Raw genomic sequence first — 15,955 nt, 5'->3', positions numbered from 1 at the left:
AATGAAAAAAACGAATCAAGACCAACATCCGGTTGATGATCCCGCCGTAAAAAGCTTGCTTAAGCGTATGGACCCGAACATTGCGAATAGCTTTACGATAGAGCAATTGGTTGCGCTGCGACGCGTAGTGGGATTGCGAGGAGGAAGACTGCATAGCGTTGATGTTAGGGCCACGGTTAAACTGCCTTTTTTGCCATGGAGCTTTTATGCGGTATTCGTTGCGGGTAAAAACAGACGTGACTTGTCGCAGGGCGAAAAAAATATTGCGGTTGGTATGTTCTTGTTAATCATTACGCTGTCACTGCTAATTGTCTGCCTCATTGGCTTGCTGGTGGTGTACCTACTTAAGTCTTGGCTAGGCATCAATATATTTGAGTCGTACTCTTTTGGGGTATGGGACTGGTTTAAAAACTTATATTGACCTACTACTTCACGAGCCCACGCGCCACCTGTTATGCGTGACTTTTAGCATTTTGCTAGAGTGCTTTATCTTATGTTTTTCTAGTTTACGATAATGCTTATCGAGTGAATCAATATGAGAATCATATTGAGAAAAAGCGAAAACCCCTCCCCTTTTATTCTCTAACTTTCTGATATTAAACAACAATAAAGTGTGGCACGCTGTTTGCTAAGATAGGTGAGAAGCTTATTTTCTACAAACGATGTATGCCAGATATGTGATTTTTAAAGCAGGCTGGCGCTAAGAGAGGAATTATGAATAACCATATTGTTGACCAGCGTATTATTGGGTCAATTCACAAAGGTATGCCACTGATTGTTCAAAAGCTTACCGCATTAATTATTCTACTTCTGCTCTCTCCTCTGTTAGCGGTGGTGTGTATTCTTTTGAAATTGGAAAGTAAAGGGCCATTATTTTTCACCCAACATCGCGTGGGAGAGCATGGGCGGCAATTTCACTGTTACAAGCTTCGCTCTATGTATACGCCTGATAGTATTCAGTGGAAAATTGCGGCTAGTATGAAGAGTGACCGAGAAGGTATCTGCCAGAAAATGTACAACGACCCTCGGATTACACGCGTTGGAAGAGTAATAAGAAAGCTATCTATCGATGAACTGCCGCAACTGTTCAATGTGATAAATGGCGATATGGTGCTCGTTGGTCCTCGCCCCCATCTAACAACGGAATATATGCAATATGCGTCAAATGTCTTACCGCGGCTAAATTGCAAGCCCGGCGTGACAGGCCTTTGGCAAGTCTCTGGTCGCGCAGATACTACCTTTGAAGAGCAACTCGCATTAGACAAAGAATATATAGAAAAACAAAGCTGGTGGTTCGACATAAAAATTTTGGTAGCAACTGTTCCTGCGGTGCTTACAGGAAGAGGTGCTTACTAAGCAACGTCATTATTTATTAACGCTTCTCCTAGCGTTTTACTATAACCCTCTCCTTTGGCGCTATGTTGCAAAACTAGCGCCTTTTTTTTGTTAATCCAATTAAGCACCCCGTATAGATAACACTAAGTAATCATCAGCTGTTACTCGATACGGTGGTTCATGTTTTTCATTCGTTGTTTTTCAATATCAACGGGGTACTTATTCTTATTCTCTCCAACCGCGCTGTGCAAAAAGGTTCGCCAGCTTTTTTAAATGAGAAGCCATTTTGCAAAACACATTGCAAACTGCAATAGCGGGTTTGGAAAATATGCAAATTAAGGTTAAGTTGTTGAAATTTCTGGTAAATAAAAGTTGGCACTTGGTTTGCATCTAGAAGTGGGTAATAAACAATGTATCAAGTAATTTTGCTTTACCTAAATAGGGTGTCCTGATGAAAAGGTTGATTGAAATAAAAAGACGTTCATGTGTTTTAGCGCACATCAACGACAAACGCTTTCTTGTGGACACAGTCGTTCGTGCAAACTCGCCAATGTCACAGGTTTTCACCTCGACGACAGCGCAACCTTCTACTCTAGAGGCCATATTATGAAAACTATTTCACTATCAGTCATTATTCCTGTTCGCAATAATGTTCAGCACATCGAAAGAGCGCTTAAAAGCGTTCAACAACAATACCTTCCCGTTGACGAGATCATTGTTGTTGATGATGGGTCAACAGATGGAAGCGTAAATCAAGTACTCGCACTCGACATACCCAATTTGAAACTTATCGAACAAGTAAACCAGGGTGTTGGCGCTGCTAGAAATAACGGGGCGAAAGCCGCACGCAATGACTTTGTTGTTTTCTTGAACCCGAACGATGAGTGGCTTCCCTTCTTTACCCACGAGATTCAGCATTTGAACAATGCGTTTCCTAACCGCTCATGCTATGCGTCTCGATACCAGTGGGTAACGAACCGCGGAGCACCGGTAGATGCTAACGTGAAGTTAAGCAACGTTAACCCTGAGGGGTATGAAATGACGAACTTTTTTGCTGTTGCTGCAAAAGGGGAGCTTCCGTTTGCGTTGTCATCTTTTGTGATTGAAAAATCTTTCTTTGAAACACTAGGCGGTTTTGTAACTCAAAACCCTTCTGACGACGAGCACGAATTTTTTGCTAAAGCGGCGCTTAACGCTGCCATTGCTTATAGCCCCAATATTCACTTACATCAGCATTTAACCGCAAAAAAATTGCCGAACGTCAATGTACCTCATCAGATGCGCTTGTCTACGTACCGCCATATTAAACACGTAAAACACTCGGCCCATGCGACGAATGATATTGTTGATTATTACGCCAATATTTTACTCTCAGCGGCTAAGCAAAATGTGCTGTGTTCAAACCTGTCTACGGCGCTTCAACTACTCAGTTTACCTCTCTGTAAGCGCCGTTATTTGCGAAGTACAACATTGGTTTGCTGCGTGCGATTACTCCAATTAAAAAATATTTTCTCTAACTCTATGGCATTAGTTAAGAAGGATCTACTTTCATGAAACTCAACGCGATTATGACGATAAAAAACGAGGTTGATATCGTTGAAGAAACATTGCTAAATGCGATGAAGTTTTGTCATAAAATTTATATATACGACAACCACTCAACCGATGGTACATGGGAAGTACTTAATGAAATGGCAGCGCGGTTTAACGACTTAGTGATTGTAGGTCAAACCGACGAATCGGAGAAAGGCCTGCTGAGGAAAAGAGTTTACAACCGCTATCATAGCGAATACGACGCTGAAGACTGGTGGTGCTTTCTTGGTGCAGACGAGCAGCTTGCAGAGTCTCCCATTAAAGCGTTAAAGCGGGCTAGCGCTGCGAGCAAAAATACAATGAACGTATGGCGCGCTCAATTCTATTTCACCGACGTAGATTACGAAAATCTTGAAAACGAAGATACAAAAACGCCGATTGCCCAACGTCGTCGCTATTATGCATTGAATTGGAAGGCCCCGCGTTTTTTCTGCAACGATCCTATCAAAAAATGGCCAGAGAATACAACGGGCGACATACCGTCTTGGTCAAGCAACGTATGTGCAGAGTCTCTCATTTCCAAATGCTATTGCCAGCGGACACCAGAACAAATGCAAGACAGTGCTAAAGGTCACCAACAGAAAAGCTTGAAGGCTCTCTTTAATACGCAAAGGTTCGCAGCACGCTACACAAAAGCGCGTTCACTTTATTTTTATGGCGACGGTGATGAGTTTAGATTTAGCACTATGGTACTGATGAAGTGTTTCCTGAAAAAAGGAAGCGGTTTTCTTAAAGCGCACTATAACGCGTTGTTAAACAAGATTTACTGCGACACAAAAAAACTGCAGGCACAGTCGAAAACGTTTTAGAGGATAGAGTTATGCAATCTTTAAGTGAAAACACGAAACGTAGTGTGCTGATTGTCGATGACGACTCTCTCTTTAGGTCTACACTCGTTGGAATGTTATCGGATACATTTACGTGCTTTGAAGTTGATAGTGGGCAAAAAGCGGTCGATTTTTGTACGCGTCTTCAGCAACCTGATGTCATATTGATGGACTACAATATGCCAAAAGTGAGCGGGGCTGATGCGTGTAAAAGGTTACAAAATATTGCCCAGTTAAAGCATGTTCCGGTTGTATTTCTTACTGCTGAAAATGATCCAGAGTTACAACATCGATGCTGGCAAGCTGGCGCATCAGATTTTGTCGTCAAGCCTGTGGTGTCCGAAGCATTGAAGCATAGGTTAATACATCAAATTCAGGTAAAGCAGCGAGAAACGCATTTAGAGAATTTGGCATGCACAGACCCGCTTACGGGGGTGTATAACCGAGAGTATCTTAAACAGCATATTCCTCCTTTAATACGTGAATTGAATAGAGAGCATAGGTCGTTGTCAGTGCTTATGATCGATATCGATGACTTTAAAAAATACAACGATAACTACGGGCATATAGAGGGTGATAGGGTATTAAAGAAGGTCGCGCATAGGTTAAAGCAAGTTGTTAACCGTCCTTTTGACAATGTCATACGGTATGGAGGGGAAGAGTTTATCGTGGTATTGCCCCGCACTAACCTCGAGGGGGCGAAGTTAATAGCACATAAAATGTCAAGAGCGGTAGAACGTTTATTGATTGAAAACAACTACTCTCCGTACGGGAGAGTGACAGTGAGTATTGGTGTCGCCACGTCTAAAGAGCATGCTACGTTGGATTTTGTTGATATAGTCAAAAAGGCTGACAAAGCGATGTATAAAGCTAAAGTATCTGGAAAAAACAATGTGGTAGCAGATACTGATTTAAGTATGAAAACATCGCGCTATGCCATGGTAGGAGGAAGTTTAAGGGCTATTTAAGTTGTCATTAGTATTAATTTCTTTTACTGGTGTTGAAAAAACAATAAGAAATTTGATAACGACCTCGAAATTCTCAGATTTGTTGCATATGCTAGTGAGTAGCGTTTGTAGCGTTTGTAGCGTTTGTATCGTTTGTACGCAAAAGATTAGTGGGACAATGGAGTCGTCATGCCAATAGAAAACATAATTGATTTTAACGTCGATGCGAAAGGCGTGATTTTACCAACTGAAGCATCGACGTGGAAAGTGCTTAGCGTAGAAGATGATATCAATTATCAGCGTTCTATATCACTAAGTTTGCGTGCTGTTGAAGTTATGGGACGTGAACTAGAAGTCCTTACGGCCAACTCTGCTACACAAGCGGCAAGCATTTTATCAGAAAGAGACGACATAGCGGTCATCCTTCTCGATGTCGTCATGGAGAGTGATGACGCAGGGCTTTACCTTGTCGATACTATCAGGCGTGTTATCGGCAATGACAGGGTACGCATTGTGCTGCTAACAGGGCAGCCAGGTGTCGCGCCGCAGAAAAAGATAATGCAGCGCTATGACATAGACGAATATTGGACAAAAACGGATACAACAGAAGAAAAATTACATTCAATCGTCACGAGTAACATTCGCACGTGGCAGTCTATGACCGAGTTATATCATGCCAAGCGCGGTCTACAAATGATTGTAGACGCATCTCGTGTGCTCACATCCAAAGAGAATATCGAAGATTTCACGCAAACTGTTTTACATGAAATCAGCAAGCTTGTTGGTGTGTCAGATGCTGGCGGTATCGTGTGTGCCTACCATCCTCAACACGAAGCGTTAGAAGCAAGTGAGATTTTTGCTACTAGCGGCAACTACCGGCATGATAGTGCAGAGATGCTTAATGATATCTTCCTACAGAAACTGAACGGTGTTGAAAAAGACAAGATTTTATCGCTTCTTAGAGAAACGATTCGAACGCAAGAGCACAATTTTTCGTCTGGGCTAACGGCCTTATATTTTTCAACGACGATGGTTGATGAGCGTAGCTATATTATCCTTGTTGAGTCGCCTGAAAAACTGAAAAGCAGTCACATCGCGCTTCTTCAAGTATTTTGCGAAAATGTAAGCAACGGCTTTACAAACTTAGCATTGCTTAACAAGCTATCACAACTTGCCTACTTCGACAGCGAGTTACATATACCTAATAAAAACTGGTTAGTGCGAGAGTTAGAACAATTAAACACGACAAATTGGAAAAACAGCGTATTAGTGTTGGTTGATATCTCAAATTTTTCAGACATCGCAGTGATGTTAGGCAGAAGCTATGCTGAAGAAATTGTCAGGGCATTATATCAAAAGATCAAAGCGCAATGTGTGCACACGGACGCGATCTGCAGAATAAGGGACAATACATTCGCCTTCATTTTTCCTTCTGCGCACGCGCCATCGAAAGCATTATTAAATCACTTAAGCGATCTGTCGGTAGATATCGACGGACTTGCTCATACCATCATGTCGGTAGTATGCAAAGCAGAGCTTCACCTTTTTGAAGACTGTGAACCGCAAGACATTATTACTATATCAGAGCTTTCTATTGCCGAAGCAAGAGAAAAAGGGCAGTCGGTAACTCAGGTCGATTCTAGCATTGCAACGAATATTGCTCAGCGTCATCAGGTGCTGCTTGATTTGTATCAAGCATTACAATCACCCGATACATTTCAACTAGCGCTTCAGCCCAAAGTGAATATGGTAACTAATGAGGTCGTCGGTGCCGAGGCGTTGATTCGGTGGGTTAAGCCTAATGGTGAAAACGTTCCGCCTTCAGCTTTTATCCCAATAGCGGAAGCCTCAGGGTTAATGGGTAAAATTGATGTGGTGGTGATGGAAAAAACATTTGAAACCATCGCTATTATGCAGCGTAACCACATTACCCTTCCTGTTTCTTTCAATGTGACTTGTAGTGACATAACCAACCCAGATTTTCTATTGAAGCTAGAGTACTTGCTGGATTCGACGAAATTAGAACCCAGCTTACTTGAGGTTGAAATCACCGAAAGCCAAGCTATGCAGGACTATGCCGTGGTTAACCCAATATTACAGCGTTTAATCCGTATTGGTGTGAAGGTCAGCATAGATGATTTTGGTACCGGTTACTCATCACTCGCCCACATCGCTGATTTAGCAGTTTCAACCCTAAAACTAGACCAAAGTTTTGTGTCAAAACTATCAGAGGAAGGCGATGCGGGGATTGCTGTCTGCGAGATGGTATCAAGACTTGGAGAGCGCTTTCATTTTAATATTATTGCAGAAGGGGTGGAAACTGAAGAGCAAATGCAAAAGCTTATCGATAAGGGTTACACCATGGCGCAAGGCTATTATTTTGGTAAGCCGATGATGCTAGACGCCTTTATAGAGTGGCTTGAAAAACGAGCTAAATAACATGAAAGCAATGACGGTATTATTGCTTGTTAACAAGAAAAGCACACTGGTGTCATGTCTGCTTACACTAATCACTGCCAGCGCAGTGGGTATGGCATTGTTTTTGTATCTGTTTAATGCTCACCTAGCCAGTTTTCGGAGTCAGCACAATGTCGCCGTTACTAACGCAAATCAGTTGTTCAACGCGCGCTTAGGTGACATAAGAAATAGCACGACATTGTTGAATGCCCATATTGTTGATTTACTCTCTAATGAAAATAATGACGTTGACGTAAACAAAGTCTTCGCGAGGGTTGGCAAGTCGCTCCCCACAATTTCACAGATGCGTTGGTTGTCGCTAAGTGGACAAGAAGAAGTCCGCGTTAATTTTAAAAACGGCGAAGCTAGGCCTGTACCGGCGGCCCAGCTGCAGAACAAGAAAGGTCGTTACTACTTTGAGCGAGCTTTATTGTCGAGTTCACAGGAAGTCTATTTATCATCCATCGATCTTAACGAGGAGTTTGGAAAAGTAGAGGTGCCTTATTTGCCTACAATTCGCAGTGCAATAAAGGTTGATAATCATCCACTGGGAAGCGGTATATTTATTATTAATTTTGAATTGAAATCACTGTTTAACGATTTAAGAACGTTGAGTGATTTTGGAACACGTGTATTTGTTGCGAAAGGGAATGGTGAATGGATGATTTTTTCAGACACCGACAAGGAATGGGCAAGCTACAAGAAGGATGTCAGTGCCTCGGTATCAGATTCCCTAGAGACAGTGTGGGAAAGTGTTCTACAAGACGGTTCGACTGCTTTAGTGAGCGGTGATGCCGAAACCGTACACAGCGCGGTATCGCTTTTTGGCACTCAAGAAGGTGGGGTCCAAGAAGAATCTATTATCTTAATTGCTAGCACTGACAGAGCCAACTATCGTTCGGCGTTTTACCAAGCGTTAATTCCGTCGTTGTTGCTTTCATTTGCTGTCGGCGCTTTATCGCTTTTCTTATTGTTGAGAGATCGTTTTCGAGAACAGCAATTGAGCATCCTAGCGAGTCGATTAAGCGAGGAAAAAAACGCATTAGCTGAAGCATTTGCTGCACAGCAGCTTCTACAAGACGAACTCGTGGAGTCAGAAAAAATGGCGTCGTTGGGAATGCTTGTGTCCGGTGTCGCCCACGAACTTAATACTCCAATAGGTGGGGCTTTGATGACGGTTAGCGGTATCTCGCGTAGAACCCATGATCTTGAAACGCTACTACCGGATAAACTGAGCTATGAAAAGCTTACAAGGTTTATCGCTTTCAATAATGAAGCGTCAGAGCTGGCAATATCTAATTTAACCAAGTGTAGTGAATTGATTAAACGCTTCAAGCGGCTTGCTATCGATAGGGGGAGCGAATCGGTTGTTACATTTTCTCTTGATAAGTTAATCATCGACTTAGGTCATTCGTTGAAGCCCATATTGAAAAAGAAAAAGGTTTCGCTTAAATATGATTCAGATATCGATATTGAAATGACAACGTACCCAGGCATACTGTCTCAAGTGATACAAAACTTCGTTGTTAACAGCGTTGAGCATGGTTTTGATAAAAAAGACAGCAATGAAATCGTTATATCGGTAGAGCGTGAGGCTGACAACGTCACTATAAAACATACGGATAATGGAAAAGGGGTTGCAGAAGACGTCGCCGAAACCTTGTTTGACCCATTTATTACCACTGCCCGAGGAGAAGGTAATTCAGGTTTAGGTTTGCACCTTGTACATCAGTGGGTAACTAAAATGTTAGAGGGAAAAGTGAACGTGATGAGTAAAGACGGTGTAACAGTATTTTCTGTCACCATCCCCATTGCTATTGCGGTGCAAGACGAAGAGGAGGAGTCATAACGTGATGCCTAGTTGTTGTTTTGCCTTTTCGATAAGACTTTCATTTAATGTCGGTGGCGCAATAGATATGTGTGATGAGAGCGTTTGCGTTATATGACGGATAAAATCCACACGGGCATGCCATTTATGTTCCCCGTTTATAACATACCAAGGTGCTGAACCAGTATGTGTCAACGCTAACATATCGCTAATAGCGGATACATACTCAGCACGTTGGCTTCGATTATGTAAATCTTCTGCAGTCAGTTTCCACTGTTTATAAGGGTTCAGCAGGCGTTCTTCAAATCGCTTTTTTTGTTCGTCGGCGGTAATGTGAATAAATAACTTTACTATTTTGACCCCATCGTCGCTTAAGTTTTTTTCAAATTGATTGATTTCTGAATACGCCCGTTGCCATTCATCACGAGTACACAACTGATCTACACGTTCTACTAACACACGCCCGTAATACGAGCGGTCGAGTATAGTGATGTGTCCGTTCTTAGGGGTCTTTGACCAAAAACGATGTAAATAATGATGTTTTTTCTCTTCTGCAGAGGGGGCGCCAACAGGGAATACAGTAAAGCCTCGAGGGTCAAGTAATTCTGTTGTGCGGCGAATGGCTCCGCCTTTTCCGGCCGCATCCCACCCCTCTACCACAATAAGTGCTTTTTGTTTGTTGTGAAAATAGGCTTGTTGAACATGAAATAACGATTTTTGCCAATGTTGTAACGTGTCCTTATAGGCTTTTTTGGACTCGAATTGCGGTGGTTCTACCTCGTCAGGAAGGCGCACGGATGTGAGCGGGGGCATAATGTTGGTCATGTGGTACCCAGTCATTACTGAAATCTTCTGTTCATAACGTAAGCTATTTTAAGGTGAAATTACACCTATTATGCATGCCAACGCGATAATAAAACCGTTGAACATGGATAGCATGCCTTGCAACGAATTGTTTTGCCCCAATAGTTGATAGAATTACTCAAGTATTAGATAATTGAACGAAGATAATGTGCATAAGCACGTGACGAATTAAGAGGTGGGTATGTCTGTAGAAATGGCGTTGCCAATTGAATTTTCTGATGCAGCGGCAACGAAAGTAAAAGCCCTCATTATGGAAGAAGAAAACCCTGAGTTAAAACTTAGAGTTTATGTGACGGGCGGCGGATGCTCTGGTTTTCAGTATGGTTTTACTTTTGATGAAAAAGTAAATGAAGGCGATATGACCATCGAAAAAGACAGCGTGACACTGGTGGTTGACCCAATGAGTCTGCAGTATCTTGTTGGAGGAGTGGTCGATTACGTCGATGGTCTTGAAGGCTCTCGATTCCTTGTGCAAAACCCTAATGCGACAACCACGTGCGGTTGTGGTGCCAGCTTCAGCGTATAGTGTTTATTCGCGTATAGTCAGTCGACTATACGCACTTCTTTGACGCGTCTTTCGACGGTTACTTTTCCAAATTATCAATCTTTACTACACTAGTGGTATTAAGCCACGCTATTTATTCGCTACGTTGAAAGTAAACGTAACGCGCGAGAATGGCCGAAAGTAGGTAAGATAAGAATATGAAGTTATATGGGTCTACCACCTCTCCTTACGTTAGACGCACTCGTATTGTACTTTTTAATACTTCTCATGAATTTATAGACCTTCAGATATTTTCTAATGATGACCGAGCGCTGCTTGCCGCGCGAAATCCAACGATGAAGGTGCCGTGCCTAGAAGATGACGGCAGAATGATTTTTGACAGCAGGATTATATTTAATTACTTGTCTGAAAAGCTGATGCTAAACCCCTTAACGTGGGAAGAGGAAAATCAACTTACCCTTATTGATGCGGCCAACGACTCGTTCGTACAGTTACTTTTATTACAACGCTCTGACGTTGATGTAGAAGAAGATAAGTTGTTCTTTTCGTTGCAAAAAGAAAGAATAAGCAGTGTGCTTGGTACACTCAGCGAGCAATGCGAAAAGGGGGCATTTAGTGAGTGGGGCTACCCAGAGATATCACTCTACACGCTTATTGACTGGGTATTGTTTAGGCAGTTGCACACCTTGCAGGATTATTCCGCATTACTCGACTTTCATGAGCAGCACCGCGACCGTATCGAGCTCACCGCGACAGATCCTAGACAATAACTCACCGATGTTATAAACCGTGTGATTGTGTCAATAAGCGAGTGAGCGCATGGGCATTTTAATACCCTTTTTCAAAATCAAAGGTATGTAATAAAGGCTGTTGTTGAACAAAGCGTGTTATGTTTTCAGCAAAGATTGCAGCAACATCCTGTGGAGAAGATTCTGCTGCGGTGTGGGCGGTAATAATGATGTTGGGATGGGACCAAAAGGGATGGTCACGAGGAAGCGGCTCTTCTCTAAATACATCCAATACTGCCAACGCAGGTTTACCGTGCGTTAAAGACTGTAGTAATGCATCGTCATTAACCGCTTCACCTCGTCCTGCATTAATAAAAACCGCATTAGGTTTGAGCGCACTAAAAAACGCTGTTGAGAGTATATTCTGTGTGTCTGGCGTGTCGGGCATAAGGTTGACGATATGATCGGCCCGGCCTGCAAAGTCTAACAGTGACGCTTTTGTATAGATATGATCAGTACCTTCTATCGGCGCTCCTGTGTTCGTTACCCCTATTACTTTCATGCCAAACGCTCTCGCAGTAGGTATTAGCGCTCGGCCAATATTGCCAAGGCCTATGATACCTAACGTTTTCCCTTGTAATGGAACACGCGCTGTCGCTTCCCAAACCGGTGGTGTTGCGGCCTGGTTAGTGGAAAATGCGTTAACACTTCTTGCATGGTGTAGCAGATAAGCAAATACGTATTCACGCATCAGTGGCCCGAAAATATCTTTAATACCCGTGAGTAGATAGTTTTGTTTGGCGTGGCTTAACAGTGGTCGATTTCCAGCCCAAGAAGACTGACACCATACTAGGTTATGGCATTCACCAATAATTTTTACCGCGAGGTTTGGGGCCGCGAGCAATACTTTTATTTCGCTTGGTGTGATGCTTTGCGGGTTATCAGTGACATGCACAATATCTATCAAGTGACGGATGTCATCTATTGAAGATAAATTGTCGGCAAGTATGTCTGCGTCTTTACTTAGAATAGATATCTGTAAGGGGGCATTACGTGATGATTTCATTAACGTTCTCTTCATTAAGTAAACTTATCTTTCCTTACTCGTGGGATCATTTGGTCGTCACTTTGTTTCAAATTTGTAGATAACGTTTTACATTTTTGTAAATTAAAAAGTGAGTGACAGAAACAAACTCACGTTCAACCTCAGAAAATAATAAGGAAAAACGGAATGGCCACACTTGAGGATACCAACACAGTCAGTCAGGCGAAAATATTATCACCAAAGCGTAACTCAAGTAACGCACAGTCTATTGAAGGTTTAGTCTCAGAACAACTCGCTCACTTTGGAATATCGTCGTCATCCGAATATGGACAGGCGTTGTCAGATACTGCGCGACATCTCTATGGTGCGCAAGCCGATGTCATGCGGCTGTGGGATATTACCAACAACACATTAAGTGCATTGGACAAAGAGGATCGTGTTGCGTATTTCAATGCGAAGAAGTTCCTCTCTTTTCAAATCGCAAAAATTCTCGATACCTTACAAAACCCATTCCGCGCAACCTACCAAAGCTTATCCAGTGGTAATGGGTCACAAGGGCATTATCCATTGTTCGACAATGTGACCGCCCTGTTTTCAGCAACGCCTGTGGTTGTGCGAACCGCCACTTATGTTTATGCGTGTACAGAGTGGGTAGACGATGCGTTCCAAGGCAAAGAGTTTACGCATCAGATTTACTCGCGTTTATTAAATCCGACGAATATTTCATTAGCCAATGCTATTGTTGATATGGAGGCGGGCCCTTATGCTGCAGACTACATGGCGTGGAATTTTAATTCTGGTATGGCGGCAATTGATGCATTGTTATCTAACGTGTTGAGCCATGGTGATGTACTTATCGTGTCTAGAAATGTTTATGGTGGTGTTTACCAACTGCTTCACGATTACTTCGCTCGTGAGAATCGCATGAATATCAAAATAGCGTGGTTTGACGGATACGATAGCGACAGTTTTGCCGACTTTATGGCGCAAACAAAAGTCGAAAATGCTGAGCGTCTCAATAATGGCGCTAGCATGCACGTTTACATTGAGTCCCCATGCAATCCCCATGGTTATGTATTAGATGTGCCTGGTATTAGTAAGCTGGCGCATGAAGAGGGCGCGTTGGTCATGCTAGATTCAACATTAGCAACGCCTGTTTTACATCAACCTCTTCAACATGAAGACAAAGCGTCAAGACCCGATTACGTCATGCATAGTTATACCAAAGATTTGTGTGGAAGTGGCGCAACGACAGCGGGTGTGGTTATTGGTGAAGGACATCGCATGTTCCAACCAAAAGGCAGTTCGATGCATGGTGTTGATTGGTCACAGACGATGTTCTGGGATGTGTATTATATTAAGGGGGCGTTCCTAGATTCAGAAAAAGCATTCGATGTGTTAAACGGCATGAAAACGTTAGAGCAACGAATGATGACGAAAGTGATTAACACCCAAGTGTTCACCTCATTTTTAAATGCGCACCCTCATATTCGCGTCAACTGCCATGCCTTGCCTGAACACAGCAATGCACATCTACGTAAAAAGCAGCATAAGAACGGATGGCCATGCACGCTTTTCACGATTGATATGGCACCTGCTCAGCTAGAAAGAGATGTATTTGTTCGTTTTTTTGATGCGCTTGAGCCGGCATTCAGTCACCAAGTGAGTATTGGTCAAAATAACACTATTGTGCTTTGCCCCGCGCTGACTTCGCACTCTGAGTTGAGTACAGAGGAGCAGAAAAAGGCAGGTATTGAATTAACGACAATGCGAATAGCGATGGGAACCGACAATGTTAAGCAATTGATTGCGCACTTTATGCTTGCGGCGAAGCACTTTATTGAACCGCATCAAAGTGGGTTCTGCTCTCACTTTATGGGAAATGACGCCATCGATACACTTTATCGTGATGTAAGCGAGCGTGTGTGTGCTGAACATTTTAATGGTGTTGCAAGCATGAGCACATTGATGGAGTGTAAGGATAACTAATCCTTGTGCCGTTTTAGGGTAAAGTTATGGTGCCTACGTGCCGATACGCATTTAAATAGTGTCCCGAGCCTACCGAGCAGTAGGCTTGTTATATAAAAAAGGGCGTAGTATGTATCAGTTTACGTTAGATGTGAGTATTCACGGCTCGTTACCTTTTGTATTTGCAGCATTTCACGAGGTTGAATACTTGTCTGAGTGGTTTGCACCTGGTGACAGTGCGGTATCTCAAATCATGAGTAACTTTAGTGAAGGCGGCAAATATCGCATTAAAATGGTAGAGCCGAATGGCGCCGAAATGGCGTTAGTGGGTGAGTATGTTCGCATTCTCGCTAATGAGCACTTGGTGTTTTCATGGGCGTGGGAAGACAACCTGGAAGCGTCTGTGATGACATCTGTCGACATTACTTTCGAACAAACCGAACCTGATGTTGTAAGAATGGTACTAACGCACGCAGGTTTTAGCACTCAAGAAGAGTGCGACCAGCATCAACATGGTTGGTTATCGTGTTTAGAAAAGCTCGCGGCATTGGCTGATAAACAGAAGCAGTTAAATTAGCATCGATTAATCGTAAAAAAGCCCAACGCCATGGGTTGGGCTTTTAATCAATTTGTAAAACAGCAAAAGACGTTGCTTATGTCATTGACTCCATTGACGCTTTGCCGCTACGTTCTCGATATGTATCGTAATCGTTGTATCCCTCTTCGTCGCCACCATACCAAGTTGATGGGTCGTCAAAGGCAGATAATGGATAATTATTTTTAAAGCGTGTTGGCAAGTCGGGATTCGTGATCCATGGTCTGCCGTAAGCAATCATATCGCCATCGCCATCATTGATCCTCTTTTCACCTTCTTCCTTCGTGTAACCGCAGTTACCGATAATCATGCCATCGAATAACGCTCTGAATTCAGATAACACCATGGGTTCGCCGCGTTCATGAAAACCGAAGGCCAGCCCGTCCATAACATGAAGGTATCCCAACTTTAATGCGTTGAGTTGCTGTGCAACATAAGTAAATGTCTCACGATAGTCATCGGCACCCATGTCGTTGAATACGCCATTTGGTGAAAGCCTCACCCCCACTTTTTCAGCAGGCCAAATAGCTAAAACTGCATCCATAACTTCACTTAAGAATCGATAGCGGTTTTCAATGCTACCACCGTAGTTGTCTGTACGCTGATTGCTTCTGCTGTCAAGAAATTGGTTCAATAGGTAGCCATTCGCAGCATGTACTTCTATGCCATCGAACCCGGCTGCTTTGGCATTGACTGCTGCTGTTTTAAAGTCGGCAATGGTTCTGCGTATGTCTTCGTGTGTCATCGCTCGCGGCACTTCGTAAGGCTTTTTGCCCTTTGGAGTGTGGATTTCGTCCCCTTCAATTTTTACCGCAGATGCGGAGAGTGGACGTTCACCATTATGAAAATCGCTATGCGACGCTCGTCCGGTGTGCCATAACTGCAGTACAATCTTGCCGCCTGCGTTATGGACTCGCGTATTGATAGAACGCCACCCTTCAACCTGCTCTTCGGTATAAATTCCAGGTGTATCTACCCAACCTATTCCTTCTTCGGATATTGCCGTTGCTTCACTAATGATAAGCCCAGCATCAGCGCGTTGTACGTAATGGTCACCCATGATTTTATTAGGGATTCGATTGCTACCGGCACGTCCCCGAGTCATCGGTGCTAGCACCATACGGTTTTGTAATGTATTGCCAGCCCATTCAAATGAAGTGAATAGCGGTGAATCTGACATGATAATTTCCTTTTCTGTCGTGTGTTTAGTGTTTACTGAAATGGTCTTAATTCGGATTGATTCAATAGGCGCGGCTATAGCGA

The 15,955-nt window shown here is 43.1% G+C and carries 14 protein-coding genes; 11 read left to right on the top strand and 3 right to left on the bottom strand.

What is annotated here, in order from left to right; genetic code table 11:
- The first annotated feature begins 1 nt into the window (after position 1).
- The 7 genes from ACOJRU_RS13835 (at position 2) to ACOJRU_RS13805 (ending at position 9,008) form a co-directional block, all read left to right on the top strand.
- Positions 2-421 carry a hypothetical protein gene (locus tag ACOJRU_RS13835; protein ID WP_421132324.1) on the top strand — a complete coding sequence of 140 codons (420 nt, stop codon included), beginning with the start codon at positions 2-4 and terminating at the stop codon, positions 419-421.
- 293 nt (positions 422-714) lie between these two features.
- On the top strand, positions 715-1,356 hold the full coding sequence (locus ACOJRU_RS13830) for a sugar transferase (protein ID WP_421132323.1): 642 nt from the start codon (positions 715-717) through the stop codon (positions 1,354-1,356).
- 585 nt (positions 1,357-1,941) lie between these two features.
- Positions 1,942-2,889 (top strand): glycosyltransferase family 2 protein, encoded by a 948-nt coding sequence (locus tag ACOJRU_RS13825; RefSeq protein ID WP_421132322.1) that lies wholly within the window; start codon positions 1,942-1,944, stop codon positions 2,887-2,889.
- On the top strand, positions 2,886-3,737 hold the full coding sequence (locus ACOJRU_RS13820) for a glycosyltransferase family 2 protein (RefSeq protein ID WP_421132321.1): 852 nt from the start codon (positions 2,886-2,888) through the stop codon (positions 3,735-3,737). The genes ACOJRU_RS13825 and ACOJRU_RS13820 overlap by 4 nt, the downstream gene beginning before the upstream one ends.
- Before the next feature lie 11 nt (positions 3,738-3,748).
- On the top strand, positions 3,749-4,723 hold the full coding sequence (locus ACOJRU_RS13815) for a diguanylate cyclase (protein WP_421132320.1): 975 nt from the start codon (positions 3,749-3,751) through the stop codon (positions 4,721-4,723).
- 168 nt (positions 4,724-4,891) lie between these two features.
- Positions 4,892-7,141 carry an EAL domain-containing protein gene (locus tag ACOJRU_RS13810; protein WP_421132319.1) on the top strand — a complete coding sequence of 750 codons (2,250 nt, stop codon included), beginning with the start codon at positions 4,892-4,894 and terminating at the stop codon, positions 7,139-7,141.
- Between the two features lies 1 nt (position 7,142).
- Complete coding sequence (locus ACOJRU_RS13805) at positions 7,143-9,008, top strand: sensor histidine kinase (protein WP_421132318.1); 1,866 nt, start codon at positions 7,143-7,145, stop codon at positions 9,006-9,008.
- On the opposite strand, the gene ACOJRU_RS13800 is transcribed toward ACOJRU_RS13805, so the two are convergent.
- Positions 9,003-9,812: a polyphosphate kinase 2 family protein gene (locus ACOJRU_RS13800; RefSeq protein ID WP_421132317.1), complete on the bottom strand. Its 810-nt coding sequence runs from the start codon at positions 9,810-9,812 to the stop codon at positions 9,003-9,005. The two genes, ACOJRU_RS13805 and ACOJRU_RS13800, sit on opposite strands and share 6 nt — an antisense overlap.
- A 220-nt stretch (positions 9,813-10,032) precedes the next feature.
- Between ACOJRU_RS13800 and erpA the strand changes: the two genes are divergently transcribed.
- Both erpA and ACOJRU_RS13790 read left to right on the top strand, forming a co-directional pair.
- Positions 10,033-10,377 (top strand): iron-sulfur cluster insertion protein ErpA, encoded by a 345-nt coding sequence (gene erpA, locus ACOJRU_RS13795; protein WP_421132316.1) that lies wholly within the window; start codon positions 10,033-10,035, stop codon positions 10,375-10,377.
- A gap of 176 nt (positions 10,378-10,553) precedes the next feature.
- The gene (locus ACOJRU_RS13790) at positions 10,554-11,126 is read left to right on the top strand and encodes a glutathione S-transferase family protein (protein ID WP_421132315.1); all 573 of its coding nucleotides are present in this window, start codon (positions 10,554-10,556) and stop codon (positions 11,124-11,126) included.
- 58 nt (positions 11,127-11,184) lie between these two features.
- On the opposite strand, the gene ACOJRU_RS13785 is transcribed toward ACOJRU_RS13790, so the two are convergent.
- On the bottom strand, positions 11,185-12,150 hold the full coding sequence (locus ACOJRU_RS13785) for a D-2-hydroxyacid dehydrogenase (RefSeq protein ID WP_421132314.1): 966 nt from the start codon (positions 12,148-12,150) through the stop codon (positions 11,185-11,187).
- Between the two features lie 165 nt (positions 12,151-12,315).
- Between ACOJRU_RS13785 and ACOJRU_RS13780 the strand changes: the two genes are divergently transcribed.
- Positions 12,316-14,118, top strand: coding sequence for a trans-sulfuration enzyme family protein (locus tag ACOJRU_RS13780; protein ID WP_421132313.1), 1,803 nt, complete (start codon positions 12,316-12,318; stop codon positions 14,116-14,118).
- A gap of 109 nt (positions 14,119-14,227) precedes the next feature.
- Entirely contained in the window at positions 14,228-14,674 is a 447-nt protein-coding gene (locus ACOJRU_RS13775; protein WP_421132312.1) for an SRPBCC family protein, read from the top strand.
- A gap of 76 nt (positions 14,675-14,750) precedes the next feature.
- Here the strand turns inward: ACOJRU_RS13775 and ACOJRU_RS13770 are convergent, their stop codons facing one another.
- Complete coding sequence (locus tag ACOJRU_RS13770; protein ID WP_421132311.1) at positions 14,751-15,872, bottom strand: alkene reductase; 1,122 nt, start codon at positions 15,870-15,872, stop codon at positions 14,751-14,753.
- Positions 15,873-15,955: the final 83 nt, after the last annotated feature.

Origin of the sequence: Alteromonas algae (assembly GCF_049117195.1) — a bacterium.
In the GTDB taxonomy this organism is placed as follows: Bacteria; Pseudomonadota; Gammaproteobacteria; order Enterobacterales; family Alteromonadaceae; genus Alteromonas.
The sequence above is the reverse complement of the archived record's forward strand: the minus strand, read 5'-3'. Positions and strand labels throughout refer to the sequence as shown.

What these genes read in the sequence shown, in the direction of transcription:
- erpA (WP_421132316.1), top strand. Translation starts at nt 10,033, where the DNA reads ATGTCTGTAGAAATGGCGTTGCCAATTGAATTTTCTGATGCAGCGGCA.
- ACOJRU_RS13805 (WP_421132318.1), top strand. Translation starts at nt 7,143, where the DNA reads ATGAAAGCAATGACGGTATTATTGCTTGTTAACAAGAAAAGCACACTG.
- ACOJRU_RS13790 (WP_421132315.1), top strand. Translation starts at nt 10,554, where the DNA reads ATGAAGTTATATGGGTCTACCACCTCTCCTTACGTTAGACGCACTCGT.
- ACOJRU_RS13780 (WP_421132313.1), top strand. Translation starts at nt 12,316, where the DNA reads ATGGCCACACTTGAGGATACCAACACAGTCAGTCAGGCGAAAATATTA.
- ACOJRU_RS13775 (WP_421132312.1), top strand. Translation starts at nt 14,228, where the DNA reads ATGTATCAGTTTACGTTAGATGTGAGTATTCACGGCTCGTTACCTTTT.
- ACOJRU_RS13815 (WP_421132320.1), top strand. Translation starts at nt 3,749, where the DNA reads ATGCAATCTTTAAGTGAAAACACGAAACGTAGTGTGCTGATTGTCGAT.
- ACOJRU_RS13825 (WP_421132322.1), top strand. Translation starts at nt 1,942, where the DNA reads ATGAAAACTATTTCACTATCAGTCATTATTCCTGTTCGCAATAATGTT.
- ACOJRU_RS13770 (WP_421132311.1), bottom strand. Translation starts at nt 15,872, where the DNA reads ATGTCAGATTCACCGCTATTCACTTCATTTGAATGGGCTGGCAATACA.
- ACOJRU_RS13800 (WP_421132317.1), bottom strand. Translation starts at nt 9,812, where the DNA reads ATGACCAACATTATGCCCCCGCTCACATCCGTGCGCCTTCCTGACGAG.
- ACOJRU_RS13820 (WP_421132321.1), top strand. Translation starts at nt 2,886, where the DNA reads ATGAAACTCAACGCGATTATGACGATAAAAAACGAGGTTGATATCGTT.
- ACOJRU_RS13785 (WP_421132314.1), bottom strand. Translation starts at nt 12,150, where the DNA reads ATGAAATCATCACGTAATGCCCCCTTACAGATATCTATTCTAAGTAAA.
- ACOJRU_RS13835 (WP_421132324.1), top strand. Translation starts at nt 2, where the DNA reads ATGAAAAAAACGAATCAAGACCAACATCCGGTTGATGATCCCGCCGTA.
- ACOJRU_RS13830 (WP_421132323.1), top strand. Translation starts at nt 715, where the DNA reads ATGAATAACCATATTGTTGACCAGCGTATTATTGGGTCAATTCACAAA.
- ACOJRU_RS13810 (WP_421132319.1), top strand. Translation starts at nt 4,892, where the DNA reads ATGCCAATAGAAAACATAATTGATTTTAACGTCGATGCGAAAGGCGTG.